Annotated in this window: 15 protein-coding genes; 7 read left to right on the forward strand and 8 right to left on the reverse strand. The window is 56.8% G+C overall.

Annotation, left to right across the window (positions count from 1 at the left end):
* The first annotated feature begins 4 nt into the window (after nt 1-4).
* Together ABLU80_RS10885 and ABLU80_RS10890 are read left to right on the forward strand one after the other, a co-directional pair.
* On the forward strand, nt 5-733 hold the full coding sequence (locus ABLU80_RS10885) for a hypothetical protein (protein ID WP_063446305.1): 729 nt from the start codon (nt 5-7) through the stop codon (nt 731-733).
* Between the two features lie 166 nt (nt 734-899).
* Nucleotides 900-1691 (forward strand): glycosyltransferase family 2 protein, encoded by a 792-nt coding sequence (locus ABLU80_RS10890; protein WP_032715316.1) that lies wholly within the window; start codon nt 900-902, stop codon nt 1689-1691.
* Between the two features lie 6 nt (nt 1692-1697).
* On the opposite strand, the gene ABLU80_RS10895 is transcribed toward ABLU80_RS10890, so the two are convergent.
* The 3 genes from ABLU80_RS10895 to gpmM are packed head-to-tail and all read right to left on the reverse strand — an operon-like array spanning nt 1698 to nt 5474.
* A complete protein-coding gene (locus ABLU80_RS10895) occupies nt 1698-2645 on the reverse strand; it encodes a divergent polysaccharide deacetylase family protein (protein ID WP_348849967.1) in 948 nt (315 codons plus the stop codon).
* Nucleotides 2646-2648: 3 nt separating this feature from the next.
* Nucleotides 2649-3920 carry a murein hydrolase activator EnvC gene (gene envC / locus ABLU80_RS10900; protein WP_020077691.1) on the reverse strand — a complete coding sequence of 424 codons (1272 nt, stop codon included), beginning with the start codon at nt 3918-3920 and terminating at the stop codon, nt 2649-2651.
* 9 nt (nt 3921-3929) lie between these two features.
* Nucleotides 3930-5474 carry a 2,3-bisphosphoglycerate-independent phosphoglycerate mutase gene (gene gpmM, locus ABLU80_RS10905; protein ID WP_015703792.1) on the reverse strand — a complete coding sequence of 515 codons (1545 nt, stop codon included), beginning with the start codon at nt 5472-5474 and terminating at the stop codon, nt 3930-3932.
* 246 nt (nt 5475-5720) lie between these two features.
* Between gpmM and ABLU80_RS10910 the strand changes: the two genes are divergently transcribed.
* The 5 genes from ABLU80_RS10910 to cysE all read left to right on the forward strand — a co-directional run bounded on the left by ABLU80_RS10910 (nt 5721) and on the right by cysE (nt 8956).
* Nucleotides 5721-6152 (forward strand): rhodanese-like domain-containing protein, encoded by a 432-nt coding sequence (locus ABLU80_RS10910; protein WP_015369178.1) that lies wholly within the window; start codon nt 5721-5723, stop codon nt 6150-6152.
* Between the two features lie 104 nt (nt 6153-6256).
* Nucleotides 6257-6508, forward strand: a complete 252-nt coding sequence (gene grxC, locus ABLU80_RS10915) for a glutaredoxin 3 (protein ID WP_015369179.1) — start codon at nt 6257-6259, stop codon at nt 6506-6508.
* A 59-nt stretch (nt 6509-6567) separates the two neighbouring features.
* Nucleotides 6568-7035: a protein-export chaperone SecB gene (gene secB, locus ABLU80_RS10920; RefSeq protein ID WP_015369180.1), complete on the forward strand. Its 468-nt coding sequence runs from the start codon at nt 6568-6570 to the stop codon at nt 7033-7035.
* Nucleotides 7035-8054 (forward strand): NAD(P)H-dependent glycerol-3-phosphate dehydrogenase, encoded by a 1020-nt coding sequence (gpsA, locus tag ABLU80_RS10925; protein ID WP_015369181.1) that lies wholly within the window; start codon nt 7035-7037, stop codon nt 8052-8054. The genes secB and gpsA overlap by 1 nt, the downstream gene beginning before the upstream one ends.
* Nucleotides 8055-8134: 80 nt before the next feature.
* On the forward strand, nt 8135-8956 hold the full coding sequence (gene cysE, locus ABLU80_RS10930) for a serine O-acetyltransferase (protein WP_004106845.1): 822 nt from the start codon (nt 8135-8137) through the stop codon (nt 8954-8956).
* Between the two features lie 448 nt (nt 8957-9404).
* On the opposite strand, the gene trmL is transcribed toward cysE, so the two are convergent.
* From trmL to ABLU80_RS10955, 5 genes are all read right to left on the reverse strand, one after another.
* The gene (gene trmL, locus ABLU80_RS10935) at nt 9405-9878 is read right to left on the reverse strand and encodes a tRNA (uridine(34)/cytosine(34)/5-carboxymethylaminomethyluridine(34)-2'-O)-methyltransferase TrmL (protein WP_045359275.1); all 474 of its coding nucleotides are present in this window, start codon (nt 9876-9878) and stop codon (nt 9405-9407) included.
* Nucleotides 9879-10003: 125 nt separating this feature from the next.
* A complete protein-coding gene (lldD, locus tag ABLU80_RS10940) occupies nt 10004-11188 on the reverse strand; it encodes an FMN-dependent L-lactate dehydrogenase LldD (RefSeq protein WP_015369183.1) in 1185 nt (394 codons plus the stop codon).
* A complete protein-coding gene (gene lldR / locus ABLU80_RS10945) occupies nt 11188-11961 on the reverse strand; it encodes a transcriptional regulator LldR (protein WP_015369184.1) in 774 nt (257 codons plus the stop codon). The genes lldD and lldR overlap by 1 nt, the downstream gene beginning before the upstream one ends.
* Complete coding sequence (gene lldP / locus ABLU80_RS10950; RefSeq protein WP_015369185.1) at nt 11958-13613, reverse strand: L-lactate permease; 1656 nt, start codon at nt 13611-13613, stop codon at nt 11958-11960. The genes lldR and lldP overlap by 4 nt, the downstream gene beginning before the upstream one ends.
* A 300-nt stretch (nt 13614-13913) precedes the next feature.
* On the reverse strand, nt 13914-14276 hold the full coding sequence (locus ABLU80_RS10955; protein ID WP_015369186.1) for a YibL family ribosome-associated protein: 363 nt from the start codon (nt 14274-14276) through the stop codon (nt 13914-13916).
* Nucleotides 14277-14465 lie beyond the last annotated feature (189 nt).

Here is a 14465-nt window from a genome sequence, read left to right on the forward strand (position 1 = left end):
ATATATGGCCCTCTCTATTTTTATTAGCCGTCTTTGGCGATTGAAGAATATTATCTTACCGGTGCTACTGCTTTTTATGAGCTTTGGCATTTTGGCTGAACAAAGGCTTGAGCATGGCGTGCTGCAAGCCTACTGGAAAGCGCAATGGAGTGATAATGCTACCATTAATGTTCCTGCCCTCGGATTTCGCTATTATTGGCTTGATGACCAGGGTAACTTAAAAAAAGTTATCCATATTTATATGAAAGGCACGATGAAAGAACAACTGGCGTTTATTCGCCAGAATTTTAGTGAGATCCCGGAGAATTTTATCAGGTTTCGCGAGTGGCATGTTAACCAGTCGGGCAGTCTGTTGGTTAATAATGTCGCGCAGTATGCCGAATGCAACAGTGAGAACTATAGCGCCTTATTGCTTTCTTTTATTCCCTCGCAAAATAAACCATTACCCAATATGGACGATATGAATGCGCAGATCTCCTGCGGCGGGGACGGACGCTATCCCTGGTTAACGACTTACCATTTACATCATGAATGGAATAAAGATTCTTTTAAAGAGTGGCCAGATGATAATGCGAATAATACATATTCCGTTATGCGTGATGACGTGGTGATTAAAATACGTACTATCAACAAGTTCTGGGTCTATGCCGCCCTTTACGATGACAGCAAAACGGATGGTATGAGTGAAAAACGAGGGTACATCAGGGTAAGTCATCTGAAACCAGATAATTGATAGCCGAAGAAAAGATGAAAGTGGCTAAAATTTATCGCGAGGTAGATTTATTTAGATTTGGATAACATTTCTAAAATAATACGTATCTATCGCACTATTTCTGCATCGATTTTTTACCTATTCGTTTATACAGTTAGTTTACTCTTCGTTTAATCGCATAAACACTATGTTTAAACTCTCAGTATGCTTGCTGACCTGTAATTCGGCCCGCTTATTACGGGAAGTATTGCCGCCGTTGTTGCGGGTGGCAGATGAGTTTATTGTCGTTGATTCCGGCAGTACGGATGAAACGCTACAGATATGTCAGCAGTTTGGCTTAACGGTTCACCATCACCCCTATGCCGCCCACGGCATGCAGATGAACTATGCGACCTCGCTGGCGACTCATGACTGGGTGCTGTGCATGGATAGCGACGAAATCCTCGATGATGAAGTGGTTGCGGCGATTCTGGCGCTTAAGGCGGGAGAGGAGCCGGATCCGAGCTGCGCGTGGCGCTTGCCGCGCTACTGGTTCGTGCTTGGCGAACAGGTGCGGACCATCTATCCCATCTCATCGCCGGATTACCCGGTACGTCTGTTCAACCGCCAGCGGGCCAGTTTTAACCAGCGTCCGGTAGACGATCAGGTGGTCGGCCATCTGACGTCGACCAGGCTGCCGGGCTTTGTCCGCCACGATACCTTCTATTCACTGCATGAAGTGTTTAACAAGCTCAACAGCTATACCACCCGGCTGGTGAAGATGCAGAAGGTCAGGCCGTCGCTCAGCCGCGGGATTATCAGCGCCATCGGCGCGTTTTTTAAGTGGTATTTATTCAGCGGCGCCTGGCGTAGCGGCAAGGTGGGGGCCGTAACCGGTTTGTACGCCACCTTGTACAGCTTCATGAAGTATTTTAAAGCCTGGTATGCCTACAATGGTAAGCAGCAGGGAACCGTGACGGAGAAGCGCACGGATCCCTGATGAAGATTAGTTGGTGGGGCTGTCCCAGCCCTGCCATTTCAGCTGGTAATACTGGACCAGCGCGCTCTGGCTGATGCTTTCGCTGAGGATGCTAAAGAAGCGGCTGGCGTTCACCGGCTCCAGTGGACGCTTCGGTTTGCAGTACTTCACACCGTGGAACGGGTTACGCGGCTTCTGCTGTTGCGGCGCGTTTGGTTGGACGGGCGTGTTCGGCGTCGAGTTGTCGACCTGCGGTTCGTTCAGCAGGCTGCTCGGGCGCACCAGCGTGATATCCGGCGGCAGGTTATAAACCATTTGCTGTAGTACCCGTACCGTTGAAGGGTGTGGGTGACCAATGGCGATTGCCGAACCATTACGCCGCGCCAGCGCGATGGCGCGATTGAACTGAGTGCGGATGTCCGCCTCGTTCTGGGTGTCGTCGAGAAACACTTTGCGTTTAATCACCTTCACGCCGGTACCCTGGGCGGCGCGCATGGCCTGGGTGTTGCCGATGGTCACGCTATCGAGAAAATAGAGATTGTAGCGTTCCAGCGCCTGCATCACCTTCTGCATGCCGAACAGGTTTGAGGTCATGGCGCTACCCATGTGGTTGTTCAGCCCGACGGCGTAAGGCACTTTCCCGTAAGCCTCACGGATAATACGTTCGATCTCATCGCTGCTCATATCCGGGCGCAGCGTGTCTTTTTCCAGCGGTTGCTTGCTGAGCGGCGCCATCGGCAGATGGATCAGCACTTCATGGCCCAGATTATGCGCTTTAGTGGCCATTTCCCGGGCGTGGGGGGCATTCGGCAGTACGGCGACGGAGATGGTGGGCGGCAGCGCCAGCACCTTATTTTCCGTCTGCGGGCGATAGCCGAAATCATCGATAACGATAGAGAGTTTACCGGCAAAAACCGGCGTAGCCATAGCCAGCGAACCGGCTACAGCAAGTGCAATCATGCGAAATTGAAGCAAAACTTATCTTCCCAACCACGGCTGTGGATTGACCGCCTGACCCTGGCGGCGAATTTCGAAATAGAGCGACGGACGACCCTGACCGCCGCTACTGCCTACCAGCGCGATAGCCTGGCCCGCGCGGACCTGGGTACCGACGCTAACCAGCGCGCTTTGGTTATAGCCGTAAAGACTCATGTCGCCTTTGCCGTGTTCAACGACCACCACCAGGCCGTAGCCCTGTAGCCAGTCGGCGAGGATCACCCGGCCATCGGCAATGGCTTTGACTTCGGTGCCTTCAGACGCAGCGATAACCATCCCTTTCCAACGTAGTTCACCTTGCAGCTGTTCGCCATAACGATGAAGAATTGTTCCGCGTACCGGCCAGAAGGCCTGCCCGCGCGGCGCGCCGAGGCCGCCGGTTCGCGACATCAGCGAACGTTCGCTTTCGGTTGGTTTATAGGTGGTGCCTTTGCGCGAGGCCTCCTGCTGGCGGTCACGTACCGCCTGGGCATCACGAGCTTCGCGGTCGGCGCGGGCTTTGGCTGCCGCTTCCGCTTGGGCGATGCGGCCGCGCAGGCGCGATTCGTTAGCGCGCAGTTCGCTGAGCTGCTGTTGGCCTTTCTGAATGGAGGATTCGAGGCTGGAGAGCGTCTTTTTACGCTCGTTGCGCGCCTGCTCAAGCTTGGCCTGCTGCGCTTTTTGCTCGTAAACCAGCGTTTGCTGCTGGCTTTGTTTTTCTTCCAGCATCGATTTCTGCACCGCGACTTCTTCGCGCGTCTGCTTGAGCTGGGCGATGGTTTCCTGACGGGCCTGGTTAAAGTAACCAAAATAGGCCTGCAGGCGCTGGTTACGCTGCCCCTCTTCACCGCTGAGGATCATCTGCATGCCGGTGTGCGGCCCCTGGCGGAACGCGGCGTCGAGCTGCGCGGCGAGATTCCGTTCCTGGGAGGCGCGCTGGCGCTCCAGCTTAGCGATAGACGCGTTCATGTCGTCAATCTGCTTATTGAGCTGGTTGAGGGTATCCTGAGTTTCACGAAGTTTGCGCGCGGCGGCGGAGATCGCTTCTTCCTGCGCTTTTAGCTGGGCCAGCAGAGAGGAGCGTTGCTGCTGCTGTTGCTGAATCGCGCGCTGTTTGGCGGCGATATCGGCCTGAATGGATTTCAGCTGGTCGCGGTCATCGGCGTGAGCGGATGCGGCGCACAGCAATACGCCAGCGCTAAGCGCGCTGGCGTAAAGAACGGATCGAACAGCCGTTGCGATCCATGTATTTGAATAAGTCGCCTTTCCCCTCATGGGGAAGGATTATTCCACGATGAACAGCGGCTTGCCAGTCATCTCTTGCGGGATTTCCATTCCCATTAGCGACAGCATGGTTGGCGCGATGTCGGAAAGCTTGCCGCCTTCGGCCACTTTCACCGTTTTGTCGCCAACGTAGATCAGCGGAACCGGCAGGTTAGTATGCGCGGTGTGCGCCTGTCCGGTCGCCGGATCGCGCATCTGTTCGGCGTTGCCGTGGTCGGCGGTGATCAGCAGCTGGCCGCCGACGGATTCAACGGCCGCGGCCACTTGCTCAATGCAGTGATCCAGCGCTTCAACCGCTTTCACGGCGGCTTCCATCACCCCGGTATGGCCTACCATATCGCCGTTCGGGTAGTTGCAGATGATGGTGTCATACTGACCGCCTTTGATGGCCGCAACCAGTTTCTCGGTCAGCTCGGCGGAGCTCATTTCCGGCTGCAGGTCGTAAGTGGCGACCTTCGGCGAGTTAATCAGAATACGGTCTTCGCCTTTAAACGGATTTTCTACCCCGCCATTAAAGAAGAAGGTCACGTGCGCATATTTCTCGGTTTCGGAGATGCGCAGCTGGGTTTTGTCGTGCTTCGCCATCCACTCGCCGAAAGTGTTAACCAGTGAGGCTGGTGGATACGCGCAAGCGACTTTGATGTCGGCGGCGTATTCGGTCAGCATCACGAAATCGAGGTTAACCACTTTCTTACGCGCGAAGCCGTCGAAGTCGGCGTTAACGAAGGCGCGGGTGATTTCGCGCGCGCGGTCAGCGCGGAAGTTCATGAAGATCAGCGCGTCGCCGTCTTCCATTGCGGCATCGGCCTGGCCGGCGGCGCGGATAACGGTCGCTTTGACGAACTCGTCGTTTTCGTCACGCGCGTAGGCTGCCTGCAGGCCAGCCACGGCGGTGTCGGCCTGGAATTCACCTTTGGCCAGCGTCATCAGGTCATAGGCTTGTTCTACGCGATCCCAGCGGTTGTCGCGGTCCATGGCGTAGTAGCGGCCAATGATAGAGGCGATACGGCCTTTGCCCAGCGCGGTGAATTTAGCTTCGAATTTAGCCAGCGTGGCTTCAGCGCTGCGCGGCGGCGTGTCGCGGCCATCGAGGAAAGCGTGCAGATAGATTTTCTCTGCGCCGCGTTCGGCGGCCAGTTCTACCATCGCCATGATGTGGTCTTCGTGGCTGTGAACGCCGCCAGGCGACATCAGGCCCATGATGTGTACCGCTTTACCGGCGGCGACGGCTTTGTCGACCGCGCCGGTCAGCACCGGGTTGGCAAAGAAGGTGCGTTCTTTGATTTCAACATCCAGACGGGTCAGATCCTGATACACGATACGGCCCGCGCCGAGGTTTACGTGACCCACTTCGGAGTTACCCATCTGGCGGTCAGGCAGGCCGACTTCCAGACCGGATGCATCAATCAGGGTGTGCGGGCGTTTTGCCCACAGTGCGTCCATTACCGGCGTTTTCGCGCTATAAATGGCGTTATCCTGCTGGTCTTCACGGTAGCCGTAGCCATCCAGAATCACCAGTACCATAGGTTTTTTAGTAACCGACATTGCGACAACCTCATGCTCAAAGACAGAAAATTTGCGTAATTTTACTACAGCTGAATCGATCAAATCACCGTAAAAGATCAAAGAAAGGGAAGGGGTGACGCCACAGTCGATGGCGAAGTCGGTTTTTTTTTCGTGACGGGCCGCAGAAAATACATTACATCGCGCTCACTGGCTGTATTTGCCGCAATGCACAGGTATACTCCTTCCCTGGTTTTTTTATCACTTAGTCGGGAGTTGTAACCCCCCATGCAAGAAATTATGCAATTCATCGGCCGTCACCCGGTCCTGAGCATCGCGTGGATCGCGCTGCTGGGTGCGGTACTGTTCACCACCTTTAAAGGCTTGATGTCAAAAGTTAAAGTCATTACTCGTGGTGAAGCGACGCGTCTTATCAACAAAGAAGAAGCCGTTGTTGTCGACCTGCGTCAGCGTGACGACTTCCGTAAAGGCCATATCGCCGGCGCTATCAACCTGCTGCCTGCCGATATCAAAGCAAATAACGTCGGCGAGTTGGAAAAACACAAAGCACAACCCATTATTGTTGTGGATGGGTCCGGCATGCAGGCGCAAGAACCTGCCAGCCTGCTGAATAAAGCCGGATTCGAAAAAGTCTTTGTACTGAAAGAAGGTATCGCAGGCTGGAGCGGCGAGAACCTTCCGCTGGTACGCGGCAAATAATTTACCCCCGCGTCGTTATGGCGCAGCGGTTCCCCCGATAACCTCTCAGGCGGCGGGGAGCCTCTGCGGCGTAAAATCCCTCGGGGTAAAAACAGGAGTGAGTCATGGCCAATATTGAGATCTATACCAAAGCGACCTGCCCGTTCTGCATCCGCGCTAAAGCGCTGCTGAACAGCAAGGGCGTGACGTTCAACGAACTGCCTATCGATGGCGATGCCGCAAAGCGTGAAGAGATGATCCAGCGCAGCGGCCGGACGACGGTTCCGCAGATTTTTATTGATGCGCAGCACATTGGCGGCTGTGACGACTTGTATGCGCTTGATTCACGTGGTGGACTTGATCCCCTCTTGCGCTAATTTTTACGCTTTCCCCATCCAGGGGCGCGTATTTAAGGACAACACGAAAGGGTTTTACTATGTCAGAACAAAACAGCACCGAAATGACTTTCCAGATTCAGCGCATCTACACCAAAGACGTTTCCTTCGAAGCGCCAAATGCGCCGCAAGTTTTCCAGAAAGATTGGCAGCCGGAAGTTAAACTTGATCTGGATACCGCTTCCAGCCAACTGGCTGAAGGCGTTTATGAAGTGGTGCTGCGTGTCACCGTAACGGCATCGCTGGGCGAAGAAACCGCATTCCTGTGCGAAGTACAGCAGGGCGGTATCTTCTCCATCGACGGCATCGATGGCAACCAGATGGCGCACTGCCTCGGCGCGTACTGCCCGAACATTCTGTTCCCGTACGCTCGCGAGACCGTTACCAGCCTGGTTTCCCGCGGCACCTTCCCGCAACTGAACCTTGCGCCGGTGAACTTTGACGCGCTGTTTATGAACTATCTGCAACAGCAGGCTGGCGAAGGTGCTGAACAACATCAGGATGCCTGATGAACGCGCTTAATGCTGCAATGACTGTGATCGGTGCCGGTTCTTACGGCACCGCTCTTGCCATCACCCTGGCAAGAAATGGCCACGAGGTCGTACTTTGGGGCCATGACCCGAAACATATCGCGACGCTGCAACACGATCGCTGCAACGCCGCGTTCCTTCCCGATGTGCCCTTCCCGGACACGCTGCGCCTTGAGAGCGATTTAGCGACGGCGCTGGCCGCCAGCCGCGATATCCTCGTGGTGGTGCCGAGCCACGTCTTCGGCCAGGTTCTGCGCCAGATTAAACCGCTGATGCGTTCCGATGCGCGTCTGGTGTGGGCGACGAAAGGTCTGGAGGCCGAAACCGGCCGTCTGCTGCAGGACGTGGCGCGTGAAGCGCTGGGCGATGACATCCCATTAGCGGTCATCTCCGGTCCGACTTTTGCCAAAGAGCTGGCCGCCGGCCTGCCGACGGCGATTTCGCTGGCGGCGACGGATCCGCAGTTTGCAGAAGACCTTCAGCGCTTGCTGCACTGCGGTAAAAGCTTCCGCGTCTACATCAACCCGGATTTTATCGGCGTGCAGTTGGGCGGCGCGGTGAAAAACGTTATCGCCATCGGCGCCGGGATGTCTGACGGCATCGGCTTTGGCGCGAATGCGCGTACGGCGTTGATCACCCGTGGGCTGGTGGAAATGTCCCGTCTCGGCGCGGCGCTAGGCGCCGATCCGGAAACCTTCATGGGCATGGCCGGGTTGGGCGACCTGGTACTGACTTGTACCGATAACCAATCGCGAAACCGCCGTTTTGGCATGATGCTCGGACAGGGCATGGACGTGCAAAGCGCGCAGGACAAGATTGGCCAGGTGGTTGAAGGCTATCGCAATACCAAAGAGGTTCGCGTTCTGGCGCAGCGTTTAGGCGTCGAAATGCCAATAACCGAGGAAATTTATCAGGTATTGTATTGCGGAAAAATTGCGCGCGAGGCAGCATTGACCTTATTGGGTCGCGCACGCAAGGACGAACGCAGCGCCAACTAGCCGCAGGGAAAGTCTGTTACCTGTATGACCCGGTCAGCGAAGAACTGACCGGTCATAATTCTTATCGTCTGGAGTATGCAATGCCGTGTGAAGAACTGGATATCGTCTGGAACAATATTAAAGCCGAAGCCCGGGCTTTGGCCGACTGTGAGCCGATGCTCGCCAGTTTTTACCACGCAACGCTACTCAAGCACGAAAATCTGGGCAGCGCCCTGAGCTATATGCTGGCGAATAAGCTGGCCTCGCCGATTATGCCTGCTATCGCTATTCGCGAAGTGGTGGAAGAGGCCTATGCCGCTGACCCGGAGATGATCGCTTCCGCCGCCTGTGATATCCAGGCGGTACGTACCCGTGACCCTGCGGTCGATAAATACTCAACGCCGCTGTTGTACCTGAAAGGCTTCCATGCGCTGCAGGCCTATCGTATCGGCCACTGGCTGTGGAATCAGGGTCGCCGCGCGCTGGCTATTTTCCTGCAAAACCAGGTCTCCGTCTCTTTCCAGGTCGATATCCATCCGGCGGCGAAGATTGGCCGTGGGATCATGCTCGACCACGCCACCGGTATCGTGGTCGGTGAAACGGCGGTGATTGAAGACGACGTATCCATCCTGCAGTCTGTGACCCTCGGCGGTACCGGTAAAACCAGCGGCGACCGTCACCCGAAAATTCGCGAAGGCGTGATGATTGGCGCCGGGGCGAAGATCCTCGGCAATATCGAAGTCGGGCGCGGGGCGAAGATTGGCGCCGGCTCCGTGGTACTGCAACCTGTGCCACCGCATACCACCGCCGCAGGCGTACCGGCGCGCATCGTCGGCAAGCCGGAGAGCGACAAGCCGGCGATGGATATGGATCAGCATTTTAATGGGATTCACCATACTTTCGAGTACGGCGACGGGATTTGATGTATTGCCATTTGCCGCCGCGAAGCTCAAAAATGTAGATATCAGCTATCACTTTGCAACTGTTTCGCTCCTGGATAAACGGTTGTTCTGTGCTGTTTCCGAGCACATTGCGCTCCCGATATTTCTTCTGCGTTATGTCTTTCATGGCGCAGGGAGCGCACAGAGGGCGGCCAGTCGCCGCCGCCCTCTGTACTCCCGGGCTCTGGCCGCCAAAATCGCCACTTCGTGGTACCTTCGACTTATCCCTGAAGGCTTCGGGTCGGGCCGAGGCAGCGTCCGTGCAAAACACGGCCCTCAGCCCGCATCCATGCGGGCTGCCCCGGCCTTCCGGGAACGTCTCAGCGATTTTGAGGCCACCAACACCGGCAGTTTCAGGCAGTATTGATGCGGTTGTAGCGCGAGTAGCCCGGATAAGGCGCAGCGCGCCACAATCCGGGACCCACTCAGGTTAGCTGCGCAACACGGCGCCAGGGTATCCTAACTGGCGCCAGGCTTCATACACCACCACCGACACCGCGTTTGACAGGTTCATGCTGCGGCTGTCCGGCATCATCGGAATACGGATTTTTTGCTCCGCCGGCAGGGCATCGAGGATGCTGGCCGGCAGGCCGCGCGTTTCCGGACCAAACATCAAGAAATCACCATCCTGATAGCTTACCGCGCTGTGGGCGGGCGTGCCTTTGGTGGTGAGGGCGAACAGGCGCTGTGGCTTCGCGCTGGCGATGAACGCCGCATAATCCGCGTGGCGCTGTACGGCGGTGAACTCGTGATAATCCAACCCGGCGCGTCTCAGGCGTTTATCGTCCCAGGTAAAGCCCATTGGCTCAATGATATGTAAATTGAAGCCGGTGTTGGCGCACAGGCGGATGATATTGCCGGTGTTCGGCGGGATTTCTGGTTCGAATAACACGATGTTCAGCATACTGCCCCCTTAATAGCGGGGGGCAGAATAGCAGATATTTGTTGAACCCTCACCCCGACCCTCTCCCTGAGGGAGGGAGAGAAAACCGATTACAGCAGAGGCGGCGTAAGGGAAAACGCGGGGAATTACGCGGCGTTGCCCTGCTTGAGCGCATCGAAGGTCTGCAGCGCTTCGGCATTCTGCACCAGCGAATCGCGGCTGATTTCACTGATGGATTTCGCCCCGGTCAGCGTCATCGCCACTTTCATCTCTTTCTCGATAAGGTTGAGCAGATTCGCCACCCCCTGCTTGCCGTGAGTCGCCAGCGCGTACAGATATGCGCGGCCCAGCAGCACGCTGTCGGCGCCAAGGGCGATCATCCGCACCACGTCGAGACCGTTGCGGATACCGCTGTCGGCGAGAATAGTGATGTCGCCTTTAACCGCATCGGCAATGGCGGGCAGGGCGCGGGCGGAAGAGAGCACGCCGTCAAGCTGGCGGCCGCCGTGGTTGGAGACGACAATGCCGTCAGCGCCGAAGCGTACCGCATCGCGGGCGTCCTCCGGGTCGAGGATCCCTTTGATCACCATCGGGCCGTCCCAGAAGTCGCGGATCCACTCCAGGTCTTTCCATGAAATCGACGGATCGAAATTATTCGCCAGCCAGCCGATGTAATCCTCAAGCCCGGTCGGTTTGCCGAGGTAGGCGGAGATATTGCCCAGGTCGTGCGGGCGGCCGTTGAGACCGACGTCCCATGCCCACTGCGGATGAGTGACGGCCTGCCAGTAGCGGCGCATGGCGGCGTTTGGGCCGCTCATGCCAGAATGGGCGTCGCGATAGCGCGCGCCGGGGGTCGGCATATCCACGGTAAAGACCAGCGTGGAGCAGCCTGCGGCTTTGGCGCGCTCCAGCGCATTGCGCATAAATCCGCGATCGCGCAGGACATACAGCTGGAACCACATCGGGCGTTTGATGGTCGGGGCGACCTCTTCAATCGGGCAAACAGAAACGGTAGAGAGGGTAAACGGGATGCCTTTGTCGTCCGCCGCGCCCGCTGCCTGCACTTCGCCGCGGCGCGCGTACATACCGCACAGCCCGACCGGCGCCAGCGCCGTTGGCATCGCCAGCTTTTCGTTGAATAACGTGGTCTCCAGGCTCAGATCCGACATATTGCGCAGAATGCGCTGGCGTAGCGCCACGTCGGAGAGGTCTTCAACGTTGCGGCGCAGGGTATGTTCGGCGTAGGCGCCGCCGTCGATATAGTGGAACAGAAATGGTGGCAGGATACGCTGTGCGGCGGCGCGATAGTCGCTGGCGGCGGAAATAATCATCACGAGTTCTCCCTGGAATTTTCATTGTGGTCACCGGGCAGGCGGGTAATACGCGCCTGGCGGGCCTGGTCTTCATCAAAACGTTTAATGGTGGCGTGGACAAAACCGAGGTGGGCCATCATCGCCTGGCGGGCGCCTTCCGCGTCGCCAGCGAAGATCGCTTCCATTACCGCCTGATGTTGTTCGGTCAGACGCGCGAACACCGGCGGCACCAGATACATGCGCTGGCGGCTCTGCTTCACCGAGGATTGCAGAAGCTCGAAGAAACCGCGCATGGTTTGCAGCAGCACCACATTATGTGAGGCTTCAGCGATCGCCAGGTGGAAGCGAACATCCGCCTGTGAGGCGAGATCCGGGTCATCGCTGAGGGTGGCTTCAAAACAGAGGCGGATTTTTTCTTTTTCGGCGTCGGTGGCCCGCATCGCCGCATGCCAGGCGGTGCTGGCTTCAATAGCGTGGCGGGCTTCGAGAATATCAAAACTGTAGTCGGGGTCGTCGGCGAGCAGCGTTTTCAGCGGCTGGACGATGTTTTGCTCCGACCAGGGCTCATGCTGCCAGCGCACGAAGGTGCCGCCGCCGCGACGGCTAAGCAGCACCCCTTCGTTGACCAGCATCGCCAGCGCTTCACGCAGCGAATTGCGTGAAACACCGAGCTGGACGGCAAGCTGGCGCTCGGCGGGCAAACGCATGCCCGCCTCCAGCTGTTGTTCTTCTATCAGCGCCCGGACGCGATTTGCGACGTCGTCAGCCAGGCGTTTTGGCATCACTTTCACGGAATCATCCAGGTTAAGACATAAGCCTGCAGGGTGGTAATCAGGCCCACCATGCAGGTGAATATCAGGCTGTGCTTGACGGTAAAGCGGAACAGGTCCGACTCTTTACCCACCAGGCCTACCGCGGCGCAGGCAATGGCGATCGATTGGGGCGAAATCATCTTGCCTGTCACCCCACCGGTGGTATTCGCGGCGACCAGCAGAATATCGGAGACGCCGATTTGCTGGGCAGCCGTCGCCTGCAGCGCGGCGAATAGCGCGTTAGACGAGGTATCTGAACCGGTCAGGAAAACCCCCAGCCAGCCGAGGAACGGCGAGAAGAAGGTAAACGCGTGGCCGGTATGCGCCAGCGCCAACGCCAGCGTCGATGACAGCCCGGAGTAGTTCGAGATAAAGGCGAACGCCAGCACCATACCGATGGAGTAAATCGGCAGCGCCAGCTCTTTCAACGTCCCGGCGAAGGTGGTCAGCGCATCCTTTGGCTTCATACGCAACCAGACGATAGACAGTATAGCGGCGAACAGGATGGCGGTGCCGGTCGCCGACAGCCAGTCGAATTTGTACACCGCGGCGTACGGCGTCGCGGCGCTCACCACCGGCGGCATACGGGCGACCATTTTGTCGAGGAACGGTACCGGGATGTTAACCACGAAGTCATACATCGCCCCGCCCGGCGCAAACAGCGCTTTAAACGGCGGTACGCTCCACAGGGTGACGGTGGCGGTGAGGAACAGGAACGGCGACCAGGCGCGAATGACCTGACCGGCGGTGTAATGCGTGCGCGCCAGCGTTTGATCAACCTGCGCGGCGCCCATATCGCCAAAGCGGAAGATACGTACCGGCTGCCAGCGCTTGAGGAACAGCGTCAGGCATACCAGCGACACCAGCGAAGAGATGATGTCCGGCAGTTCCGGGCCGAGGAAGTTAGAGCTGAGGTACTGCGCGATAGCGAACGAGCCGCCTGCGACCATCACCGCAGGCCACGTCTCTTTCACCCCGCGCCAGCCGTCCATAATTGCCATGATCCAGAACAGCACGATAATGGTCAGGAACGGCAGTTGGCGGCCAACCATCTGGCCGATGGCGAAGCTATCGATGCCGGTCACCTGGCCGGCGACCAGAATCGGGATCCCCATGGCGCCGAAGGCCACCGGCGCGGTGTTAACAATCAGGCACAGCCCGGCGGCGTATAGCGGATTGAAGCCGAGCCCAACCAGCAGCGCGGCGGTGATCGCCACCGGCGCGCCGAAACCGGCGGCCCCTTCGAGGAAGGCGCCGAAGGAGAAGCCGACAATCAGCATCTGCAGGCGCTGATCCGGTGTAATCGAAAGAATCGACGAGCGGATAATGTCGAACTGCCCGGTCTTTACCGAGATTTTATAGACGAAGACCGCGGCGATAATAATCCACGCGATAGGCCACAGGCCGTAGAAGAAGCCGTATACCACCGACGATAAGGCGCGATCGACCGGCATTTTGTAGAACAGCAGGGCGACAAGCAGCGCGATGGCTACGGTCCAGGTGGCGGCGATATAGCCTTTAAGCTTGAGCTTAATCAGGGCGAAAAAGAAAAACAGAATCGGCAGTGAGGCGATAAGGCTCGATAGCCAGATATTACCAGCCGGATCGTAATTTTGTTGCCAGAGGTTCATGCAGGTCTCCATCGGGCCACATCCAGTGCATCAGGTTGGGTCTGCGCCCATTGCCGATCACACCGTTTGTAAAATTGGCCCAGCCAAATTGCGATTGTAGGGTTAACGACAATTGATGGTTAACCAAATGTTATGGCATAGCAACGCGTTTGTGATGCAAAGTGATGGATATGTGAACCGATTGACGGTTTAAGAAATAATTGGTTGGGCCAATTTGGCAAGGAAGGGGAAATTGGCTGTGAGTTCACGGCCCGGCAGGGCTACCGGGTAATAGACGATGAACTCACAGCGGGCAAAAGATTAAAACTCGCTCTTCGCGAAGCCGGTCATCTCTTTGAGGCCCATTTCGCGGCCCAGCGCGGTCATCGGATGGACGACAACCAGTCCGCGCACGCTTTTCTTCAGCTTGCCCATATCGGCCTGCTCTTTTTTGGTGATGGCGCGGCGGTGCGGCATGCTCATCAGTTTCTGCGCTTCTTTGCTCAGCTTCTGCGACTGAACGGAACGCAGGCGTTCGATTTCCGTTTCCAGGGTCGCTTTTTCTTTTTCCAGCTCCGCGTATTTATCGGCGGCTTCGACCAGCGACAGGTCGGCCTGCTGGTGGCGGATGGCGTCGAGACGGTCGCTCAAACGCTTGATTTCATTCTTTTCGACTTCTTTCATGGTAATTTTATCTGTGAATAAAAGGGCTTCGACGTTACATAGTATGGGCCGGGCGGGCCTTTGTTGATAGTTTTTTATCGAAATACTCGTGGCTTCACCGCCGTAAGCATGAGACCTGATACATTATAACTATCTGAATAGTAGCGATATTGTAATTTTAATTAAGCTGTTTATCATTTTTGTGAAGCC

Source organism: Klebsiella sp. CN_Kp104, from assembly GCF_040064515.1.
GTDB lineage: Bacteria > Pseudomonadota > Gammaproteobacteria > Enterobacterales > Enterobacteriaceae > Klebsiella > Klebsiella aerogenes.